The organism is Haloferula sp. BvORR071 (assembly GCF_000739615.1).
Lineage (GTDB): Bacteria > Verrucomicrobiota > Verrucomicrobiia > Verrucomicrobiales > Akkermansiaceae > Haloferula.
Genome location: NZ_BATP01000059.1, coordinates 258,301 through 277,770, shown reverse-complemented (window position 1 = coordinate 277,770; position 19,470 = coordinate 258,301). Strand labels below are relative to the sequence as shown.

Annotated in this window: 17 protein-coding genes; 9 read left to right on the top strand and 8 right to left on the bottom strand. The window is 62.4% G+C overall.

Features of this window, described 5'->3' with window-relative positions; all coding sequences use genetic code 11:
* Window positions 1-60: 60 nt before the first annotated feature.
* Window positions 61-1,287: an autotransporter domain-containing protein gene (locus BV071_RS30325; RefSeq protein ID WP_081886336.1), complete on the bottom strand. Its 1,227-nt coding sequence runs from the start codon at window positions 1,285-1,287 to the stop codon at window positions 61-63.
* A 965-nt stretch (window positions 1,288-2,252) separates the two neighbouring features.
* Here BV071_RS30325 and BV071_RS30315 point away from each other — a divergent pair.
* A complete protein-coding gene (locus BV071_RS30315) occupies window positions 2,253-2,936 on the top strand; it encodes a hypothetical protein (RefSeq protein ID WP_035615539.1) in 684 nt (227 codons plus the stop codon).
* Between the two features lie 7 nt (window positions 2,937-2,943).
* On the opposite strand, the gene BV071_RS30310 is transcribed toward BV071_RS30315, so the two are convergent.
* The gene (locus BV071_RS30310; protein WP_265595091.1) at window positions 2,944-5,541 is read right to left on the bottom strand and encodes a cytochrome c; all 2,598 of its coding nucleotides are present in this window, start codon (window positions 5,539-5,541) and stop codon (window positions 2,944-2,946) included.
* A 120-nt stretch (window positions 5,542-5,661) separates the two neighbouring features.
* Between BV071_RS30310 and BV071_RS30305 the strand changes: the two genes are divergently transcribed.
* Entirely contained in the window at window positions 5,662-6,714 is a 1,053-nt protein-coding gene (locus tag BV071_RS30305; protein WP_035615536.1) for a Ca2+-dependent phosphoinositide-specific phospholipase C, read from the top strand.
* On the opposite strand, the gene BV071_RS30300 is transcribed toward BV071_RS30305, so the two are convergent.
* Together BV071_RS30300 and BV071_RS36005 are read right to left on the bottom strand one after the other, a co-directional pair.
* Entirely contained in the window at window positions 6,711-7,397 is a 687-nt protein-coding gene (locus BV071_RS30300) for a hypothetical protein (RefSeq protein WP_035615534.1), read from the bottom strand. The two genes, BV071_RS30305 and BV071_RS30300, sit on opposite strands and share 4 nt — an antisense overlap.
* Before the next feature lie 240 nt (window positions 7,398-7,637).
* Window positions 7,638-8,081 (bottom strand): CBS domain-containing protein, encoded by a 444-nt coding sequence (locus BV071_RS36005; RefSeq protein ID WP_035615533.1) that lies wholly within the window; start codon window positions 8,079-8,081, stop codon window positions 7,638-7,640.
* A gap of 147 nt (window positions 8,082-8,228) precedes the next feature.
* On the opposite strand from BV071_RS36005, the gene BV071_RS36000 reads away from it, so the two are divergent.
* Window positions 8,229-8,639: a DUF2141 domain-containing protein gene (locus BV071_RS36000; protein WP_052574068.1), complete on the top strand. Its 411-nt coding sequence runs from the start codon at window positions 8,229-8,231 to the stop codon at window positions 8,637-8,639.
* Window positions 8,640-8,700: 61 nt separating this feature from the next.
* Here BV071_RS36000 and ahcY read toward each other — a convergent pair whose 3' ends face one another.
* Together ahcY and metK are read right to left on the bottom strand one after the other, a co-directional pair.
* Window positions 8,701-10,119, bottom strand: a complete 1,419-nt coding sequence (ahcY, locus tag BV071_RS30285; protein WP_035615531.1) for an adenosylhomocysteinase — start codon at window positions 10,117-10,119, stop codon at window positions 8,701-8,703.
* A 12-nt stretch (window positions 10,120-10,131) separates the two neighbouring features.
* Window positions 10,132-11,304 (bottom strand): methionine adenosyltransferase, encoded by a 1,173-nt coding sequence (gene metK / locus BV071_RS30280; RefSeq protein WP_035615529.1) that lies wholly within the window; start codon window positions 11,302-11,304, stop codon window positions 10,132-10,134.
* 57 nt (window positions 11,305-11,361) lie between these two features.
* Here metK and BV071_RS30275 point away from each other — a divergent pair, with 57 nt between their 5' ends.
* Window positions 11,362-12,285 (top strand): ArsR family transcriptional regulator, encoded by a 924-nt coding sequence (locus BV071_RS30275; RefSeq protein ID WP_035615527.1) that lies wholly within the window; start codon window positions 11,362-11,364, stop codon window positions 12,283-12,285.
* Between the two features lie 226 nt (window positions 12,286-12,511).
* Here the strand turns inward: BV071_RS30275 and BV071_RS30270 are convergent, their stop codons facing one another.
* On the bottom strand, window positions 12,512-12,892 hold the full coding sequence (locus tag BV071_RS30270) for a hypothetical protein (protein WP_265595089.1): 381 nt from the start codon (window positions 12,890-12,892) through the stop codon (window positions 12,512-12,514).
* Window positions 12,893-13,045: 153 nt separating this feature from the next.
* Window positions 13,046-14,128 carry a hypothetical protein gene (locus BV071_RS35995; RefSeq protein ID WP_265595088.1) on the bottom strand — a complete coding sequence of 361 codons (1,083 nt, stop codon included), beginning with the start codon at window positions 14,126-14,128 and terminating at the stop codon, window positions 13,046-13,048.
* Between the two features lie 133 nt (window positions 14,129-14,261).
* On the opposite strand from BV071_RS35995, the gene BV071_RS33985 reads away from it, so the two are divergent.
* From BV071_RS33985 to BV071_RS30240, 5 genes are all read left to right on the top strand, one after another.
* Window positions 14,262-15,092 (top strand): phosphodiester glycosidase family protein, encoded by an 831-nt coding sequence (locus tag BV071_RS33985; RefSeq protein ID WP_265595087.1) that lies wholly within the window; start codon window positions 14,262-14,264, stop codon window positions 15,090-15,092.
* Window positions 15,093-15,266: 174 nt separating this feature from the next.
* Window positions 15,267-15,608, top strand: a complete 342-nt coding sequence (locus BV071_RS30255; RefSeq protein ID WP_265595086.1) for a hypothetical protein — start codon at window positions 15,267-15,269, stop codon at window positions 15,606-15,608.
* 98 nt (window positions 15,609-15,706) lie between these two features.
* Window positions 15,707-16,450, top strand: a complete 744-nt coding sequence (locus BV071_RS30250) for a hypothetical protein (protein WP_035615519.1) — start codon at window positions 15,707-15,709, stop codon at window positions 16,448-16,450.
* A gap of 52 nt (window positions 16,451-16,502) precedes the next feature.
* Window positions 16,503-17,624, top strand: a complete 1,122-nt coding sequence (gene ychF, locus BV071_RS30245; RefSeq protein WP_035615517.1) for a redox-regulated ATPase YchF — start codon at window positions 16,503-16,505, stop codon at window positions 17,622-17,624.
* 51 nt (window positions 17,625-17,675) lie between these two features.
* A complete protein-coding gene (locus BV071_RS30240; RefSeq protein WP_035615514.1) occupies window positions 17,676-19,469 on the top strand; it encodes an acyltransferase family protein in 1,794 nt (597 codons plus the stop codon).
* Window position 19,470 lies beyond the last annotated feature (1 nt).

Sequence of the window (19,470 nt, the reverse complement as noted above, 5' to 3'; positions counted from 1 at the left end):
GAAAAACGCCGCCCGACTCTGGTCCGGACGGCGTTTTGAAGAATCGGGATCTGGCAGGATTTAGAACTCCTTGCCGGCGCGGACGCCACCGTAGTGGCCTTCCGTGTTGCTGCCGAAGCGGCCTTCGTATTCGATACCAAGGTTCCAGCCGTTCTCGAAGTAGTAGCTCAGGTTGGCACCGATGACGGCGATGTCCTCGTCGACGGTTTGTCCCGGGATGCCAAAGGCGCTGACGTTGCCGTCTTCAAATTCATGTTCCCAAGCGGCACGCAGTTGCGGCACCCAATAGCCGCTCTTGCCACGCAGCTTCCAAGACACCTGATAGCCGAGAATCGAGACCAACGAGTCCAGATCCTGTTCACCGAAGTAAGTCGCACCCGGGCCGACCTCCGTATAAGCGTCCACCGAACCGGTGATGTAGCGCAAACCGGCATAGGGGCCGTGGACGAAGTCTTCTTCGCCGAAGTTCAGGCCCACATTGAACTCAATGGTGTGGGTATCCGCATCCGGAGAGCCACTGGCGACGCCACCGCCGGTGTAGCGGCGGGTATCAATCGAATGCATCCCGTAGGAATACAGCAAGTCTGCCCAAAGGTCGGCGTAGCCAAAGGCATCCGCGCGGTAGTAGGTGATGTAGGGAGTGATCGCGACGCTATCGACATCCGAACTGCCATTCCCGCCCATATCCACATCGGTATTGGAGGCACCCAGGGCAGCACCCACGCTCCACTCGCTGTTGATATGATATTCGAGACCGACGTTACCACCGAAGGTTTCCTCCGAAGTATCCGTGGCAGTTGCTGAAGCGCGGGCGAAATTCGAGATCAGGGCACCGGCCTGGTATTCCCCATACTTCTCGTTCTTCTCGTATTTCTTCTTTTTCGAGTGGCGGCTGTAGCTGTCGCCGTCGTGGTCCTCGTTGTAATAGAAAAGCGAACCGTAGATTTCCCATTTGTTCGGCTTCGGCACCCCGATAGCCGCGACCTTGGCACCCTTTGCAGAACCCATACCACCTTTGGAATCCCCGGCGGGGACCACGGTGCTTTCCTCCACCAGCCGTGAGCCAGGGCGGATTCCAGCGCGATTCGCAGCCAAGTGACCGCCAACATCGTGAGTTCCAGCCCAAGCCGAGCCGAGCACAGCGCTGCCGACCGAAGCGGAAGTCACGCCGCGATTGTCCGGATAGCAATTGTCGGGATAATTCGGCTCGTCACCCGCACGGGCGAGACCGGTGCCAGCCAAGGCGACGGCAAGAAAGCGCAAGTAATACGCGGAGGGGGTATTCATCGGGGGGCGGGGGTGAACTGAACGCCAACGTGGGGATACGTGGCGAGGGTCGGATCGCAAGATGCCGAAGTCACCGATAAGCGACAAGAAAAGATTATAGACACAGCTTTAGCTGATATTTTGGGTTTATTAATATATACCCCGAATCCCTTCGATAGATCAACGAATTGTCTTTTTGATTTTCGAGTCCTGCGACATCGACCTACGCGATTGCGTCAAGGCACTCGCCGCGGAATCCCGCCTCACCCGGTAAACGGGAAGAGCCACAAAAGCGCGAGCGGACCCTGCCTTGACCCGGCGCTCCGTGTGCTTAGCCTGCCGCGGTGAGTTCCGCAGCGCCCGTTCCCCCGCTCCGCTTTGATTGTCCTGCGTGTGGGGTGACCCTCTCGGTCCCGGCGGCTGCCGCAGGCCTGCAAGGCCCCTGCCCGCGCTGCTGGCAGGAGATCATCAGCCCGGATCCGAGTCAGGGGCTTCCGGCCCGGCTTCCCGGAGTAGAGGCAACACTCGTATCTCCGACGCCTCCTGCCCCACCCGCGCCCGAACCACCGGCTCCAGAGCCACCTCAAGCCCCCGCGCCCCCGCCGCCAGCGGCTGTAGAAGCAGCACCTTCACCGCCCGCTCCCGCAGTGGAGCCCCCTGCACCTCCTGCTCCGGAACCTGTCGCAGAGGCTCCGCTTCCCGCACCGGCACCCCAGCCTGAACCAGAACCTTCGCTCCCCGCCCGGCCGCCGCGCTCCCGCCGCGTCCCGGCCCTCGCTTGGCTGGTCACCGCTGCGGCCTTTGGCGCGGCAGGCTTCTACTGGGGTACCCACCAAGGACTCGATCAGCAGCCCACAGGCCCGGGATTCCGGATCCCTCCCGCCAATCCAACATCCACGCCGAAAGCGCCACCTGCCGGGAACCCAAATCCAGCCCCGGCTGCCAATCCACCGGCGGAGTCTCCGTCCCATGCCGAAGCCCCGGAGATGAAGCCCAGCCCTCTTCCGGCCAAGCTCAACTTCGACGAAACCTTGCGCGCCTTCCTCGATGCCCCGGATTGGAAGGCCCGCTCGAAATACACGCTGCTGGCCGATGGTGTGCTCGAGCTGATGGAGAAGCGCGCGACAACCTCGGGAGACAGCCCCATTGCCTATACCGGCATCAGCCTGGCGACCATCGCCCAAGGCGCCCACCTCTACATCGTGCGGACCGAGGCATTTCCGCAAGGCATGCCCGTGGGCGTGCTACCGACCGAAGACGGCCCGAAGGTGGATTGGGAAACCTTCATCGGCTTTTACGAGGATGATTTCCTGAAGTTCCGCGATGGCCCGGTGGGCGCGAGCGGCATCTTCATGCTGCACGTGAAGCCTTCCCCGCCGCCAGACAAGGACAAGGCAGCCCTCTTCCTGCGCTTCCTGCTGGCACCACCAATGCCGAACCGCGAGCAGCTCGCCTTCCTGCCGAAGGATTCTCCGGTCTTGGCAAAGTACCGCGCTTGGATCGAAGGCGGTGGTGGCTTGGACAAAAAGGAAGTGGATGCCGCCTTCGCCGGCGACGGCGTGCCGATGGTGGTGGCCGTGGAGAAAAAGGCGAACCAAGCCGGGACGCCCTATTTCATCATCACCGACTTCATCAAGGTCCGCTGGGGCCCTGCGACCAAGGCCCCCTGAGCAGAGCTCACTTCAGCGAGCGGATGTAGAGGACAATGCTCTGTAACTCCGGCTCGCTGAGAATGCCCGAGTAGCTGCCCATGCCGAGGCTGTAGCCTTCGACGATCGCCTTCCCCGGTTCGAGCATCGACTCTAACAAGTAGGCATCATCCGCCACGCGCGGCTTGCCGCCCTGCGAGAAGCGCCGCTCGGAACCGTAGAGCCCCTTCCAAGTCGGACCGCTGTGCCCCTCCTTGGTCCCATCGATCGAGTGGCAGGCGATACAGCCGTAGCGGGTCACCAGATCCTTGCCCCAATCCGGACTCGGCTTGGAATCCGCCGGGGCCGAGCTGTGGACCGCTGCGGTGGAGCCATCAAGCTGCGGCGCATCAAAGCCCATCGCCGCCCAGTCCGGAGCAGGCGGCGAGCTGACGGTGAAATAGACCGAATGTGGTGTGGCCTTCGCCCCTGCGGTCGCAAACTTGTGGGAGATCTCCAACTGCATGGTCGGCTTCAAGCCCGGGATGTGGATGAAGACGCTCTTGCGGTCCTTCGACAAGATCGTGCTACCGGTGGCCACCGGATCGGCACCGGTCGAGCCATCGCGCTTCAGCCGTGGCGAGCCATAGCTGCTGCTGCGCTTGTACTGCCATTCCTTCGCTTCCACCGCTTCCGGCTTCACGGTGGCGGGATCAAGCGGAGCATCAAATTGAAGGACGACTCCGGAGCCGACCACCTTGGCATCGATCGGCGTATCGAGCCCATCCTTCGCGGGCCGCAGCCGTGCCAGGCCTTCCAACTCCGGCGCGCGAGAATCGTAGATACGGAAGCCCGCAAGCCAGAGCGAGCCATCGCCCGGCTGGGTGCGGCCGTGGAGCACCGGCAGACCGGTATCAATCTCCAGCGGAATCACAGCGCCTTGAGTGGCGGGCCATTTCGCCTCCGGACGCACCAGGAAGAGCTTCCCGCTGCCGTAGGAGAGATCGAGGATGCCACCCTCCCAGCCCTTGAAAGCGCTGCCCCGGACCCACATCGGCGAGGATGAAGAGCTATCCTGATCGTGCGGCACCCAGACGGCGGGCAGGTTCTTCACATCGGGCGAGCCGTAGCCGAAGTCGGCACCAGGTATCACCGGGAAGCTGCCGGAGGATGGCACCCAATGCCCCTGCTGCTCCGACATGGTGATGTGCCCGCTCTCCGGATCGCGGGCGAAGAAAGGCTCGCGGGCATGCGCCGCCACGACCTCGATCTTCTTGCCATCCGGCGAGATGCTCATGATCGCACCGCCGTGGGGATTCGGGTTGGCCTTGCCGGTCAGGGATTTGTCATCGGTGACGATGCCGCCGGTGGAGCACCATGTGCGGCCAGTCTCATCCACCTCCATGTCCAGCGGGTAGGCGCGCATGCCGGAGCTCTGGTGGACGAGACTACTATAGTTCTCGTAGAAATCGGTCTCACCATCGTTGTTGGTATCGCGCAGGCGAATGATGCCATTGCGGGTGAAGACCTGCAGCACTCCGCCCACCTGCTCGATCGAAAGCGGTTCGCAGAGACCGGCGGCAATGCGTGTCCATCGCACTCGGCCAGCGGCGATGTTCAAGCGCCATACGTCGCCCTCGAAGGTGACCACCGCCGCCTTGTCCGGAGTGAGGAAGACGATATCCGCCGGACGCACGCGGCGTTTGAAGGGATTGTTGTCCGGCAGGCCGATGCGGTCCATCAGCCAGCCCGGGCCGGACTTGGCGGCCTCCTGGATCTTCGCATCACTGCCCTGCGGCCAACGCGCGGCGGTCGCAACCGGGGTAGCTGGCGTCTTCCCCGCCGCGGAGACCTTGTCCTCGACGTAGCTGAGGCTCACCCGGCGCTCCTGCTTGGCCGCAGCCAGGCGGGCGAAGAGCTTGCCATCCCGCATCTCCAGTTTCAGCCCGGGATGATTGGAAGCGACGGAGAGCTTCGGCGATGTCGCACCGGAGGCACTGACTTGGAAGTCACCGGCAGCGATCAGGAAAAGCAGTTCCTCACCGGGAGCCACCGCGAAGTGTCGGCGCAGGCCCTTGCGATCCGCCTCATACCACTCGCGGACCTGGGTGCCCTTGCACTCGTACTGGAGCACGCCGGACTTGCCCGCCACCAGATAGCCGCCGAAGCGCCTCCCACTCTCCTCCAACCCGCCGCGCCCCGCATCACTGCCATGTTGGGGCCGCGGGTCCTTGAGCAGATCCTCCGGGCTGCTACCGATACCCGGCAGAGCGGGAGCGAGCGCCACTCCTGGTTCCGCAACCGGCACCTTCACGCCACCCTTCTGGGTCGGCTTCTCCCAAGATGCTTGGGACATCAGGATCAGGGAAACCGGCGGCTTGCCGTTCGCAGTATGGATCCACAGCGCCGGCCGCAGCAGGTCCTGGTCAAAGACCACCCACTCATCATCCCCCGCTTGGAGCAGAAGGCCCTGCGCCATCACCCCCGCGGGGCCGGCGTCCACCGGACAGCCGTACACCGGCATGGTGGGATCGAAGAAGGGAGCAGCAGCAGAAGCCGGAAGAATTGCCGACGCGGCGGCAAGGACCAGAAGGCGGGAGACGAGGCCCATGGGTGGCAGAGTGAGCAGTGGGTTTTCGGAGCGCAAGAATTTGCATGTAAATATACGACATGCGCGGGAGCTTCTCACGAGCGCCGTAACGAATCGGTCACACGGCTCCGGTCGGACCTAGGTTTACAAGCCCGGGCGCTTCCCTAGGGTGGGGCCATGCGTCTTACCCCTGCCCTGCTCTTCCTCGCCCTGGCGCTTCCTGCCGCAGCCGATGAGCTCAAGCTGAACCAGATCCAGGCGATCGGCAGCCACAACTCCTACCACATGGCACCGCCGCCTGCTCTGATGAAGGCGATCGTGAAGTTCAACAAGGAGGCGGAAGCCTGGAACTACACCCACCCGCCACTGGCCACCCAGTTGGACATGGGCGTGCGGCAGTTTGAACTGGATATCTTCGCCGATACCAAGGGCGGCCTCTTCGCAAATCCCTTTGTCCTGAAGCTGGCCAAGCTCGCTGGCGAAACCCCGCCGGCCTACGATCCGAACGGCGAGCTGGCCAAGCCGGGCTTCAAGGTCCAGCACGTCCCGGACATCGATTGCTGGAGCACGGTGCCGAGCCTCAAGCTGGCGCTGGAACAGATGAATGCTTGGTCGGATCAGCACCCCCGGCACCTGCCAGTGATGGTGCTGCTGGAGTGCAAGGACCAGCCGCAAACACCTCTGCCGGTGAAACCGGAGACGCTCACCCGCGAGCGCCTACTAGAGCTGGAGCAGGAGCTGCTCGCGGCGATCCCTGCCAAAAAGATTCTGAAGCCGGATGATATCCGCAGCGATGCCTCTACCCTGCGCGAAGCCGTGCTCAAGAAGGGCTGGCCGACGGTGGATGACCTGCGCGGAAAGTTCCTCTTCTGCCTCGATAACACCGATGAGATCCGCGCCCGTTACCTGGAGGGCAACCCGTCCCTGGAGGGCCGGGTGATCTTCGTGAGCGCGCCGGAGGAGAGCGATCCCGCCGCGGCCTGGTTCAAGTGCAACGACCCGGAGAAGGAGCAGGAGAAAATCCAGAAGCTGGTGAGGGCCGGGTATCTGGTACGGACCCGCTCGGATACCAAGGGCCCGGATGAGAAGATGCGCGAGGCCGCTTTCAAGAGCGGGGCGCAGTGGGTGAGCACGGATCTCTTGCAAGGAGACACGAAGGTCAGCTTCGAAGGAGCCATGGCTCGGAAGAATCCAATCTCCTCAAAAGCTGGCGGCAAGGTGGAACCTTAGTTGGCTTGGGCTACCTCCACCGGGCGCGCGCCCTCGTTCACCGGATAATCCGTAATCGTCTTCTGGATCCGCGCATGCGTCCGCGCGATCAAGTCGGCTTCATCGCTGAGTCCGCTCAAGATCTCCTGCAAGCGCTTGCCGGGCTGGTCTTCCGCCGTCGCGGCCTGGGCCTGGAAGCTGGCGTCGGGACCAAGGCCGAGGATCTCGGCGTGGACCTGATAGATCGAGGTATAGGCATGCAGCATCGCGGCGTGGGATTCGCGGCGGGCGCTCTCCAAGCGTTCCAGCTTCGCGGGATCGCGTGAAGTCAGGATCTCACCGAGCTGCTCCTCACGGTCGCGGATGCGGGTGATCTCGCGGCAGACTTCACTACAAATACCATCGACACCCTTCTCCACCTCCTGCGCGAAAAGCGAGAGGTGCTGGGCGCGATAGATGTCCTTTTCGATCCGCTGTTTGAGCAAGAGGAAGCGGCCGAGGCACAAGGCATACTGCGGCAAGCCCTTCGCTTCCAGATGACCGATGATACGCCGCAACTCGGCATCCTGCACCGCGTTGCTCTCGTTGATCAAATCGCGGAGACTCGCGGCATCCACCTTCGCGGCTTGCTTCCTCCAGTATTTGCCCAGCGCGAACACAGCGACGATGAGCAGGAGCCCGAAGCCGAAGACCCCGGCATCCATCACTAGACCAAGAATCCCCGCAGCACCGAGAGCCCCCCATGTCACCGCCGATCGCAGGATCGTTTCCCGGCTCCTGCTCCGGATCCGGGCATCATCAATCGGGAAAGTGGGCGCTACCGAGAACAGAGTTGAGGTGTCCATATCAAGGTCCTCCTTTGCCGCGATGTTAGAAGCGGCCCCTCGTAGCGGCGACTACAAAGGGGACAGCTCTTCACACTCGAAACGGAGGCTCCCTCAATCTCACGCCGGATAAGTCCCCTGAATATAATCCATCAGCGAATGGATCAGCCCCTCCTTCTCCGCTACGGTCCAACGCGTGAGATCCCCGGCGGAAATGATGCCGAGCAGGCACCCATCCTCCACCACCGGCAAGTGCCGTATCCGCTTCTCGCTGACGATCTGCATCGCCTCACCCACCGTCCGGGTGGGCTTCACCGCCACGATCTCGGTGGTCATCACGTCTCCCACCAGGGTCTTGCCCGGGCTGCGATCCTCCGCCACCACGCGGCTCAGCAAGTCGCGCTCGGTGAAGATCCCGACGATCGTATCGCCGACCATCACGAGCAGGGCTCCGACCCGCTCGCGGTTCATTTGCCGCACCGCGTCCTGCACGGTGGAATCAGGGGCCACATGGCTAACGTGGCTTCCCTTGTGCCGCAACACATCGGAAAGAGGGTTTTCCATGATCGGAGAATAACTCCGCCAGCACGGAAGGGTCAAGCTCCCGGCGCGCCCCGCCGCGACACCGGGCAGGACCCGCAGCGGCTAGTAGTTTCCCGCAAGGTCCTCTCCGGAGCTTGCCGGGGGATTTTTTCTGACAAGGCATCGGGGATGCTCCGCTGGCTCCTCGTCCCCCTCCTTGCCGCCGCACCCGCCTTCGCCGGCGATGTGCGCCTGACGGTTTCGAAGGTCAAAGACAACTCCGGTCAGGTTTCCGCGCTGCTCTTTGCTGCGGAGGACGGCTTCCCCGACCAAACGGGAAAGGCGGCGTATCAAGGACGCGTGGTGGCGAAAAAAGGAACCACCGAGATACTGCTCCACGACGTGAAGCCCGGCCGCTACGCGGTGAGCGTGATCCACGACTCGAACTCGAACGCGAAGCTGGACCGGAACTTCATCGGCATCCCCACCGAAGGTGCGGGCACCAGCAACAGCGCCCAGCGCGGCAAGCCGGTGTATCAGAAGGCCGTGGTCGAAGTAAAAGAAGGCGGCAGCGTCACGGTCGAACTGAACTACTGGTGAAAAACGAAAAAGCCCCGCCGGTTTCCCGGCGAGGCTTGGTTGAATCAGATCTGCTAAGATCTCAGTAGCGGTAGTGGTCCGCCTTGTAGGGACCTTCCACCGGCACGCTGATGTAGTCGGCCTGCTCCTTGCTGAGGGTCGTCAGCTTGGCACCCACCTTCGCAAGGTGGAGACGGGCGACTTCCTCGTCGAGGTGCTTCGGCAGGACCTTCACTTCGCCGGCCTTGTAGGTGTCCTTGTTCTTCCAGAGGTCGATCTGGGCGAGCGTCTGGTTGGTGAAGCTGTTGGACATCACGAAGCTCGGGTGGCCCGTGGCGCAGCCGAGGTTCACCAGGCGGCCTTCAGCCAGCATGTAGATGCTGTTGCCGGTCGGGAAGGTGTACTTGTCGACCTGCGGCTTGATGTTGGTGCGGGTCACGCCCTTCGCATCGTTGAGCTTGTCGATCTGGATCTCGTTGTCGAAGTGACCGATGTTACAGACGATCGCCTGGTCCTTCATCTTCTCCATGTGCTCCAGGCGGATGATGTCGAAGTTGCCGGTGGTGGTGACGTAGATGTCGCCCCAGCCGAGGGTGTCTTCCACCGTCAGCACGCGGAAGCCTTCCATCGCGGCCTGCAGGGCGCAGATCGGATCGACTTCGGTCACGACGACCTGGGCACCTTGGCCGCGGAGAGCCTGGGCGCAGCCCTTGCCCACATCGCCGTAGCCGCAGACCACGCCGACCTTGCCGGAGATCATCACGTCGGTGGCACGCTTGATGCCATCGACCAGCGACTCACGGCAGCCGTAGAGGTTGTCGAACTTCGACTTGGTCACGGAGTCGTTCACGTTGATCGCGGGCACCAGCAGCGTGCCTTCCTTCGCCATCTGATAGAGGCGATGGACACCGGTGGTGGTCTCCTCGGAGACACCCTTCCAGCTCTTCACGATCGTCGCGAAGATCCCCGGCTGCTCGGCCTTGATCTTCCGGAGCAGGTCCTTGATGACCTTTACCTCGTGATTGCCCGAGGGAGTGTCGATCCAGTTGGATCCGTTCTCCATCTCGTAGCCCTTGTGAATAAGCAGGGTGGCATCGCCACCGTCATCCACGATCAGTTCCGGGCCGAGACCGGCCGGGTTCACGATCGCCTGCCAAGTACACCACCAGTATTCTTCCAAGGTTTCACCCTTCCAGGCGAAGACCGGAATACCGGCAGCAGCGATCGCCGCAGCAGCGTGATCCTGGGTCGAGAAGATGTTGCAGGAAACCCAGCGCACTTCGGCACCCAGCTCGACCAGCGTCTCAATGAGAACGGCCGTCTGGATGGTCATGTGCAAGGAGCCCATGATCCGCACGCCCTGGAGCGGCTTCTCCGGGCCGTACTTGGCGCGGGTAGCCATGAGACCGGGCATCTCGTGCTCGGCGATCTCGATCTCCTTGCGACCGAAGTCAGCGAGGGAGATGTCTGCGACTTTGTAGTCAGTGAAGGTGGTGGACATGATGGTGATGAATTACTTGATGGCTTTCTTCAGGGCGGCGACCTTGTCAGTGCGCTCCCAGGTCAGGTCGGCGTCATCCTTGCCGAAGTGGCCGTAGTTGGTGGACTTTCCGTAGATCGGGCGGAGCAGGTTGAGCTGCTTCACGATATCGGCGGGCTTGAAAGAGAAGACCTTGAGCACGGCGGCCAGAATCTTGTCGTCGGAGACCGTGCCGGTGCCGAAGGTATCGACATGCACGCTCACGGGAAGCGGATGGCCGATCGCATAGGCGAACTGGATCTCGCACTTCTCGGCAAGGCCAGCGGCGACGATGTTCTTGGCAACCCAGCGGCCCATGTAGGCGGCGGAACGGTCGACCTTCGAGGGGTCCTTGCCGGAGAAGGCACCGCCACCGTGGCGGCCCATACCACCGTAGGTGTCCACGATGATCTTGCGGCCGGTCAGGCCGGAGTCGCCCTGAGGACCACCGATCACAAAGTTACCGGTCGGGTTGATCAGATACTCGGTGTCCTTGGTGAGCATGTTCTTCGGCAGGACCTTCTTGATCACCTGCTCGATGCAGAATTTTTCGATCACTGCATGTTCGACACCGGCGGCGTGCTGGGTGGAGATCACCACGTTCACGATGCGCGTCGGCTTGCCATCGACATACTCGACGGAGACCTGCGACTTCGCGTCCGGGCGCAGCCACTTGGCCAGCTTGCCAGCCTTGCGGATGCGGGTCAGCTCGCGGCCCAGACGGTGGGCATACATCACCGGGGCCGGCATGAGCTCGGTTGTCTCGTTGCAAGCGTAGCCGAACATGATGCCCTGGTCGCCCGCGCCTTGCTCGGCGGTCTTCTTGCCCTTCGCCTTCTTGGCGTCGACGCCTTGGGCGATGTCCGGGGACTGGCCGGTCAGGTAGTTGTTAATGAACAACGTGTCGGCGTGGAAGATGTCGTCGCTGTTGGTGTAGCCGATCCCGCGCACGGCATCGCGGATGATCTGCTCGTAGTTGACCTTGGCCTTGGTCGTGATCTCGCCGCCGACGACAACGATGTTCGACTTCACGAAGGTTTCGCAGGCGACGCGGCTCTTGGGATCCTGGGCCAAGAGGGCATCGAGGATCGCATCGGAGATGGTGTCCGCCACTTTGTCCGGATGGCCTTCGCCGACGGACTCGGATGAGAAAATGTAGGTGCTCATGAGCTAGATCGAATTTCGTATCGTCAAATCGCGATGGGTTGATGTATCGCTTCGTCCATGGCGTCAATGCTGAAATCCCTGAAGCTCCTCACCGATCCTACCCGGCTGCGGCTGCTGCTCCTTTTGGACGCGGAGGCGCTGAGCGTGGCCGACTTGCAGGAGCTGCTCGGGATGGGCCAGAGCCGGATTTCCACCCAGCTTTCCCAGCTCAAGGCGGGCGGGCTGGTGACCGACGAGCGCAGCGGAAAGCACAATTTCTACCGCTCCGAGATGAGCCGGGAGCTCTGTACCTTGGCCAAGGAGGCCGCCAAGGAGGTGCCTGAAGTCGAAAAGGACGCCGCCGCCCTGCGCCACCTCCAGGACAAGCGCCGCGACAAGACCCGCGCCTACTTCGATTCGCTGGCCGGCCGCTTCGGCAAGGACTACGTCCCCGGCCGCTCCTGGAAGGGCCTCGCGGAGGCCCTGCTCAAGGTGAACAACCAGGGCGTGGTGGCGGACCTCGGCGCGGGCGAAGGCACCTTGGCCCAAATGCTCGCCCGCCAAGCGGAGAGGGTCATCGCCGTGGACCTCTCGCCGAAGATGGTCGAGTTCGGTCGTGGACTGGCCGCCAAACACGAACTGACGAATCTCGAATACCGCCTCGGCGACATCGAGGAGCCGCCCTTGGAAGACTCCAGCGTGGACCTCGCCTTCCTCAGCCAAGCGCTGCATCACGCGGGTAGCCCGGAGCATGCCTTGCAGCAGGCCTTCCGCATCCTGAAGCCGGGGGGCAAGTTGGTGGTGCTGGATCTCTTGCAGCACGGATTTGAAGAAGCCCGTGAGCTGTATGCGGATGTCTGGCTCGGCTTCGGCGAAGGCGAGTTGGCCGCCATGCTGGACAAGGCTGGTTTCACCGAGATCGAGACCGCAGTCGTCGACCGCGAGCCCGAGCCGCCGAATTTCCAGACCCTGCTGGCAGTGGCGCGGAAGCCCCAGAAGTAGTCCGCACAGGCCTCTGTGCGGACGAGGCAGCTATCTTGGCCGCCGGAGACGAGGTGCCTTGGGCCAAGCTGCCCTATCCTGTGTTTCTACACCTATTTGTGAGGTGGGGGTGAAATCTGCCGTCTGACCTGCTTCTCCGCACAGAGGGCGATGCAGACCACCTCTGCCACTGGCAGCCCTAAGGCAAGTAAGGCGTAGCACCCCCGAAACCGACCAAGAGCACTCGTCATGTCTCTTGGGGGTCATCACAGGTCGCACTCACCGCGACGCCGTCCCTTAGCCAAAGCTGAAGGCCCAATGCGTCAAAATGGACCGGCGTTTGCATCTCGTCCACGACTTCAAGCGGTTCATCGATACTGTAATTGAAGTCACCGAGCACCTTCGCAACCTCTTCCAATTCGAGGCCAATGATTTCTCTATTCTGGTAGAGCAGTGAATCATACACGGCGATCGCAACGACAGCCCCCGCTTCACAATACACCCTGAAATCGTCTCCAATCCCGTAGGCATTCCACCCCACAAAATCATCCTCCACCTCGGGAACTCTAACAAAACTCCCGAATTTGTGAAGATCACGCTCGGAGCAACCAAAAGGCACTCCACCCAAGGACTGTCTGGGAATCCATGTCCGATCCATTGGCGATTTTCAGTGAAGTTTTTTGCTGGAAGATCGCCCTAACTTGGCGAGCACGGAGAGAGCAGCTTCCGCCATGATCGTTGCGGCCCACCCTCGCTGGCATTCTCCCAGCCGCTCCGCTGCTCAGCGCGGCTTATTCAGGTCCTTCGTCGCGGACTCGCGGATCTTGGCATTCTGGATCGCATCGATGGCCGCACGCGACCAAGCCGGGTCATCCTTCACCCGGGCCTGTGCCAAGGCGGCCATGCCATAGTCGCGATGATCGCCCTCGGGCAGAGCCTCCACCCAATCCAAGGCGGAACTAACGTCCTTGGTGGCCCAGCCGCCGATCACCACGCCCATCTGGTCGGCGTGAACCGTGCTCGTATTGGCCAGGACGAATTCCCCGGCCTTCTGCGGCTCCGACTTCGCCCAGGCACCCAGCAGCGCCTTGCGGGCGTTCTTCGCCAAGGATTTCCCATCATCCGGCACCATGCCCGACAGGCCGACAAAGTCCGAGCCCGCCGGGGCCGCCCCCATCACCATGCCGAGACCCGTCATATCGACGCTGCCCGGCTTCATCCGCAGGAACTCGCGCACCGCCATGCTCGGATCATTCTTGGCGTATTCACTGCAGTAGCCGGTCAAAACGCTCGATTGCACGTGAATGTCGGTGAAGCGCTTGATCCACGGCTCGATCTCCTTGGCGTCCATGTTGCGGCCCGCCAGATAACCCATCTTCTCCTGAATCTTCTCATCGGCCAATCCGGCGAACCACTGCAGACCTTGCTCTTTCATCTCACCCTTGAAGAAGTCCGCGACGCCCTCACGGATCATCCACCCCACCAGGTCCCCCTGTCCCTGCTCCTTGAGGAAAGCCAGGAACTTCTCCAGTTCCGGGCCGGGTCCCAGTTCCTCGATGGCCCTTGCCGCGATCTCCCGCCGCGCGTCCAGAAGAGCTGCCCCGGTGATGCCCGAATCAGAGACCCGCTTCCAGTCTGCATGGAGCTTTCCCGTGGCGGCCGCCTTGTCGGAGACCACCCCGCTACGTGCATTCTTGCTGGAAGGATCCACCTTGCGCGACGCCGGCAATGATGATGCCGCCGACCCGGAAGAAGTCGCGGGCTTGGGATCGCTGCTTCCATTGGCGAACCACAGCCACACTCCAAGTCCGATCAGGATCACAGGAGCCGCTATCCTGAGGCCTAGCTTTCCCGAGGGAGTCATAACTGACATGTTAGGGAACCAACTTGAGTTGGCCAGCCCGCCGCGAGATCGGACTGGATTTTCATCAGGCGCTCACGGGAAATTCAAAAGGGCCGCCGTTGCGGTGGACCTAGGCTTGGTGTTGTCTTGGCACGTGTTCCGCAGAACGGCCCTTTTCACACTCCTGCTCGCTTCCTGCGCGGCTGAACGACCACCAGCAGAAAAGACGCCTCACCCGGCGGAAGCGATTTCACAGCCTGCCACCACTCCCGCGCCCGAGGCCCGACCCGCCCCCGCGCCGACGCCCGAACCTGAGGGACCGCGCCACACAACCCAGGCTTTCCGCCAGAACCTCGGCGGCATCTCCATCAGCGGCGTCAGCTTCGACAGCCGCTCCCACCGTCTCGCTGTGGCGGATCAAGAAGCCGGGCCGGGCTCCAAATGGGCGGACGCAGAAGCCGCGGCCCAAGCCTACGGTGGCATCGCGGCCATCAATGCCGGTTTCTTCACCCCGGAGGGCAAGCCGCTCGGGCTGGTGGTGTCCGGCGGGAAGCGCAGCGGCAGCCCGAACAGCTCCTCCCTCGGTGCGGGCTTTTACACCGGCGGTGCCTCCCCTGCCCTTTCTCGACGCGAGCGCGGTGCCAGCGGCCCGGAACTGCTCCAAGCCGGCCCCTTCCTTGTCGAAGGCGGCAAGTCAACCGGAGGTCTGAACCCAAAAAGTTCCACGGCACGTAGCTTCATCGCTTCGGACGGCCGCAGCGGCTGGATCATCGCCCGGACCGGGGCCTGCTCACTGGAAGAACTGGCCCGCGCCCTCTCTGGAGCGGAGCTCGCCGGAGTGAAAATCCGCAGCGCCCTGAATCTCGATGGCGGACGCTCTTCCGACCTGTGGATTTCCTCCGCCGTCAGCGGCGGCCCGATCCAAGAACGGCCTCTGTGGAACAAACCGGTGCGGAACTTCCTGGTCCTCCAGCCGGGCGCTTGAAAAAGACCCTCTGGACAATTCATCTACCTGCGCGAAATATCAGGGGGCCGGAAGCTCTGGCATCAGTCCGCAGATATCAGTGCCTACGCGAAGGCGTGTCGAAACCCTTTGGACAGCAAAGCTCACACCTGCTAGCAATTCCCGCGCCCCCGCCACCGTAGTCCCCTCCTTATCATGAAGCCCGCTCTCTGTGCGATTGCCGCGATTTCCCTCGCGTCTTGTGCCCAAATGACCCAGCTCAAGACCGCCACGGTCTCGGGGATGACGAAGTTCGGCACGGCCTCGAAGGAGTCACTCGCGAACCTGATGCCGGGGCCGAAGATCCCGGTGGTCCAAGTCCGTGAAAAGGACTTGAAGGAGATCAAGACCGGCAAGCAACAGGCAGTGGCCTACGAGAAGACCCGCCGCGGCTTCTGGAGCAGCCTCTTCAATGGCCCTGTTGACTTCAAGGAGCCGGAGCTGCCGGTGGAGTCCGCCGCCATGGACGGCGAGTTGCTCCCGCCGAAGCTCGAGTGACCGATCCCAAGACTTTCCAAATCCCGCTCCGTCCCTGCACGAAGCGGGATTTTTTTGGGTTAAACCCCGCTTAACTCCGGAACATTCCGAGGGTGCCCATGAAAACCCTTGGTCCCCTTCCCCTGCTGTTTGCCGCCCTGCTGGCGGGCAGCGCCCACGCCGCCCTCTATCTGGGCAACGGCCAGACCGGCTTCGGCGGCCCGGTCGGTGGCGGATCCCTCCAAATCACCGACGACGGCACGAACCTGACCTTCACCTTCAACCGAGGCAGCGGCGGCAATTTCAACGACACGCTGGTGTTCTACTTCGACACCGATCCCGGCGGCACCACCGCCTACCCCTCCTCGGGCGAAGTCGGTTCCCCCTTCGTCGGCCGCCGCGCGATCGTGAACGAATTCGGCTCCGGGATCACCTTCGGCGGCGGCTTCGCCTCGGACTTCGCCTTCTCGCTCAAGGCCAGCGGCTCGGAGTCCAATCACCTGTTCACCACGCCCGCGGGCGCGAATGCCAATACCCTGGGCTTCATCACCACCGCGGCGGTCACCAATTTCGGAAACGCCGCCGCCTCCAGCTACTCCTGGAGCATCGCCCTGAGCAGCTTGGGCTTGAATCCCGGAGACAGCTTCAATTTCACCACCGCCTACCTGAACCCGAATAGCGGATCGGGCAGCGACGCAAGCTTCCGCTCAAACGAGGCCTTCGTTTTCGACTACGGCGCCACCAACCCGGGCTTCAACGGTGCCACGGTGACCGGCTTCCAGACCTACACCACCGTGCCGGAGCCCGCCATGGCCATTCTGGGCTCGTTGGGCCTCATCCTGCTCCTGCGGCGGCGGAAGTGAATGATTTTGGGCGTTGGCAATCCGGCGGCCTTGCCCTAACCCTCGCCGCGCCATGCTGAAAGCCGGAATCGTCGGGCTCCCGAATGTCGGAAAGTCCACCCTCTTCAATGCCGTCACCCGTTCCCGCAAGGCGGAGGCGGCCAACTATCCCTTCTGCACCATCGATCCGAACGTCGGCATCGTGGTCGTGCCCGATCCACGGCTGGCCGTCCTGTCGAAGATCTCGAACTCCCAGAAGCTGGTCCCCACCGCGATCGAGTTCGTTGATATCGCCGGTCTGGTGAAGGGTGCCTCCGAAGGTGCCGGCCTCGGCAACCAGTTCCTCGCTAACATCCGCGAGACCGATGCCATCGTGCAGGTCGTCCGCTGCTTCGAGAACGACGACATCATTCACGAGCTCGGCACCGTCGATCCGATCCGCGACATCGAGATCATCAATGCTGAGCTGATCCTCGCCGACATCGCGGCGATGGAGAAGCGCCGCGTCTCCCGCGAAAAGAAGGCGAAGAGCGGCGACAAGGAATCGAAAGCCGAGGTCGAGCTGATCGACAAGCTTCTGCCGCACCTCAACGACGGCAATCCAGCGCTCACCCTGTCGCTCTCGGACACTGAGCGCGAGCTGATGAAGGACTTCTTCCTGCTTTCCGACAAGAAGACCATCTTTGCCTGCAACGTCGCCGAAGACGAACTGGCCGGCGCAATGGCAGATCCCGACTCGCATCCCTGGGTCGCAAAGGTCCGCAAGTTCGCGGCTGAGGCCCACGGTGCTGAAGCCGTCGTGATCTCCGCCAAGATCGAGGAGGAATTGGTCGACCTCACTCCAGAGGAAGCCACTGAAATGCTCGGTGAAATGGGCATCTCGGACTCCGGCGTTTCCGCGCTGATCCGCGCGGTGTATCACCTGCTCGGCCTCCGCACCTACCTGACCACCGGCGTGCAGGAAACGCGCGCCTGGACCATCCACGAAGGTGACAAGGCTCCTGCTGCGGCTGGCGTGATCCACACCGACTTCGAGCGCGGCTTCATCGCCGCGGAAGTGGTCCACTTCGACGACCTCGTCGCCGCCGGCTCCAAGCACGGTGCCAAGGAAGTCGGCAAGCTCCGGATTGAGGGCAAGGAATACGTGGTGAAGGACGGGGACGTGATCGAGTTCCGCTTCAACGTGAGCAAGTAAGCCGCTTGCCTCCCTGCCGCCGAGGATGCGGCCAGCCAATCCTTCCGTGTCATGGCGAGTTCGATTGCTTACCGGCCCACCATCGATGGGCTGCGGGCAATTGCGATCCTTGCTGTCTTCGTCTTCCATCTCCACGGCTCGTGGCTGCCTGGCGGCTTCGTGGGGGTGGATGTCTTCTTCGTTCTCTCCGGTTACCTGATCACTTCGGTGATCGCAGCTGAACACGAGAAAGGCAGCTTCAGCCTCAGGAAGTTTTACCAGCGGCGGATCGCCCGCCTCCTGCCTGCTTTCTTGACCATGGCCACCGCCACAACGGTGGCCGCGTTCTTCATTTACTCCCCGCAGGACCTTGCTTCCACCGGCGGGAATCTGGCCGCCGCCGCAGCCTCCGCGACCAATGTGAAGCTCATGCTTCAGGGGACCTACTTCGAACTCTCCCCGGATGCGGAACCCTTCCTCCACTGTTGGTCGCTCTCCGTGGAGGAGCAGTTTTATCTCCTCTACCCGCTTCTGTTGATTTTCCTGCGCCGCCGCTCGCGCAGGATGATGATCGGCGTCATGGCCGGGCTGATGCTTGCCAGCTTGGCCGCATGCATCGCGATGACAAAGCTCCAAGCTTCCTGGGCTTTCTACCTTCTCCCGACCCGCGCTTGGGAGCTTCTTGCCGGCGGCCTCTTCGCACTGCTTCCGGGCCGGGAGAGCGACAAACCCCGCTTCAAATGGACACCGCAGCTTGGTATCCTGCTGCTGCTCGCATCTTTCGGGCTGGTGCGGGAAGCACGTGGTTTCCCGGGCTACCAAGCTTTGCTACCGGTGATCGCCACGCTCTGCGTACTCGCAGGCACCGGCCCCAACGGAGACAGCAAGCTCCAGCGAATCCTGGCCAGCCCCGTTCTGGTGCTGGTCGGCAAGCTTTCCTATTCGCTCTACCTGTGGCATTGGCCGGTCTTTTCCTTCGTCGACTACAAGTTCCTGATGCTCGGTGAATGGACCCGGATGATCGTCAAAGTAGCGATCACCTTCACGGCAGCGGCCCTGAGCTATCGCTTGATCGAAAGCCCTCTCAGAGTGCGACTCAACCGGCCCGCGGCCCGCCTGCCCGCCTTCGGAATCCTGGCGGCAAGCTTGCTCATCTGCATCCCGGCCGGAATCGCCATCCAGAACGCGAACTACATCAATGCCAGCAACGGCTCGACGGGTAAGCTCAGCTTCAACCAGAAGCAGAAGACCGGCAGCATCGTGCTGATGGGAGACAGCCACGGTTCGATGTATGGCCAGATGGTTAAACAACTCTCGGAAGAACTCGGCTACCGGCTCACGGTGATCAGCGTCGCTTCCGGTGATGCCCTGCCATTGCTTCCCGGCCCGACTCCCGCGGGTGAATCGCAATGGACCCAGAGCCTCGAAACCATCCAGCAAGACGCTCCGGATTTCCTGATCCTGGCCTGCAGTTGGCAGGGCAAGCTGGACCCAAAAGGACAGCGTCTCGATCAAGCCCTCGAAGCGCTGCGCCCCCTCGCACGCAAGATCATACTGATCACGCAACCCCCGATGCTTCCTCCCGCCGCAACCCGTGAGGCAATTCGGCAAGGCGCCCGACCGCCTTTCTCCGAAGAACAAGCCAAACACACGGCCCGCTTGGCCGCGAATTCCCGGGTGCTGTCAAAGGCAGGCGGGAATGTCGCAGTGATCGATTGCGAGAGTCTCTTCCACGACTCGGATGGAGGGATTCGCTACTGGGATCCTCAGGGCCACCTCTTGTACCACGACCGCACCCACCTCTCTGGATACGGAGCCCAGCAGGTAAAAGCTCTGCTGGAGAAGGAGATCAAGAGCGGCTCCTGAG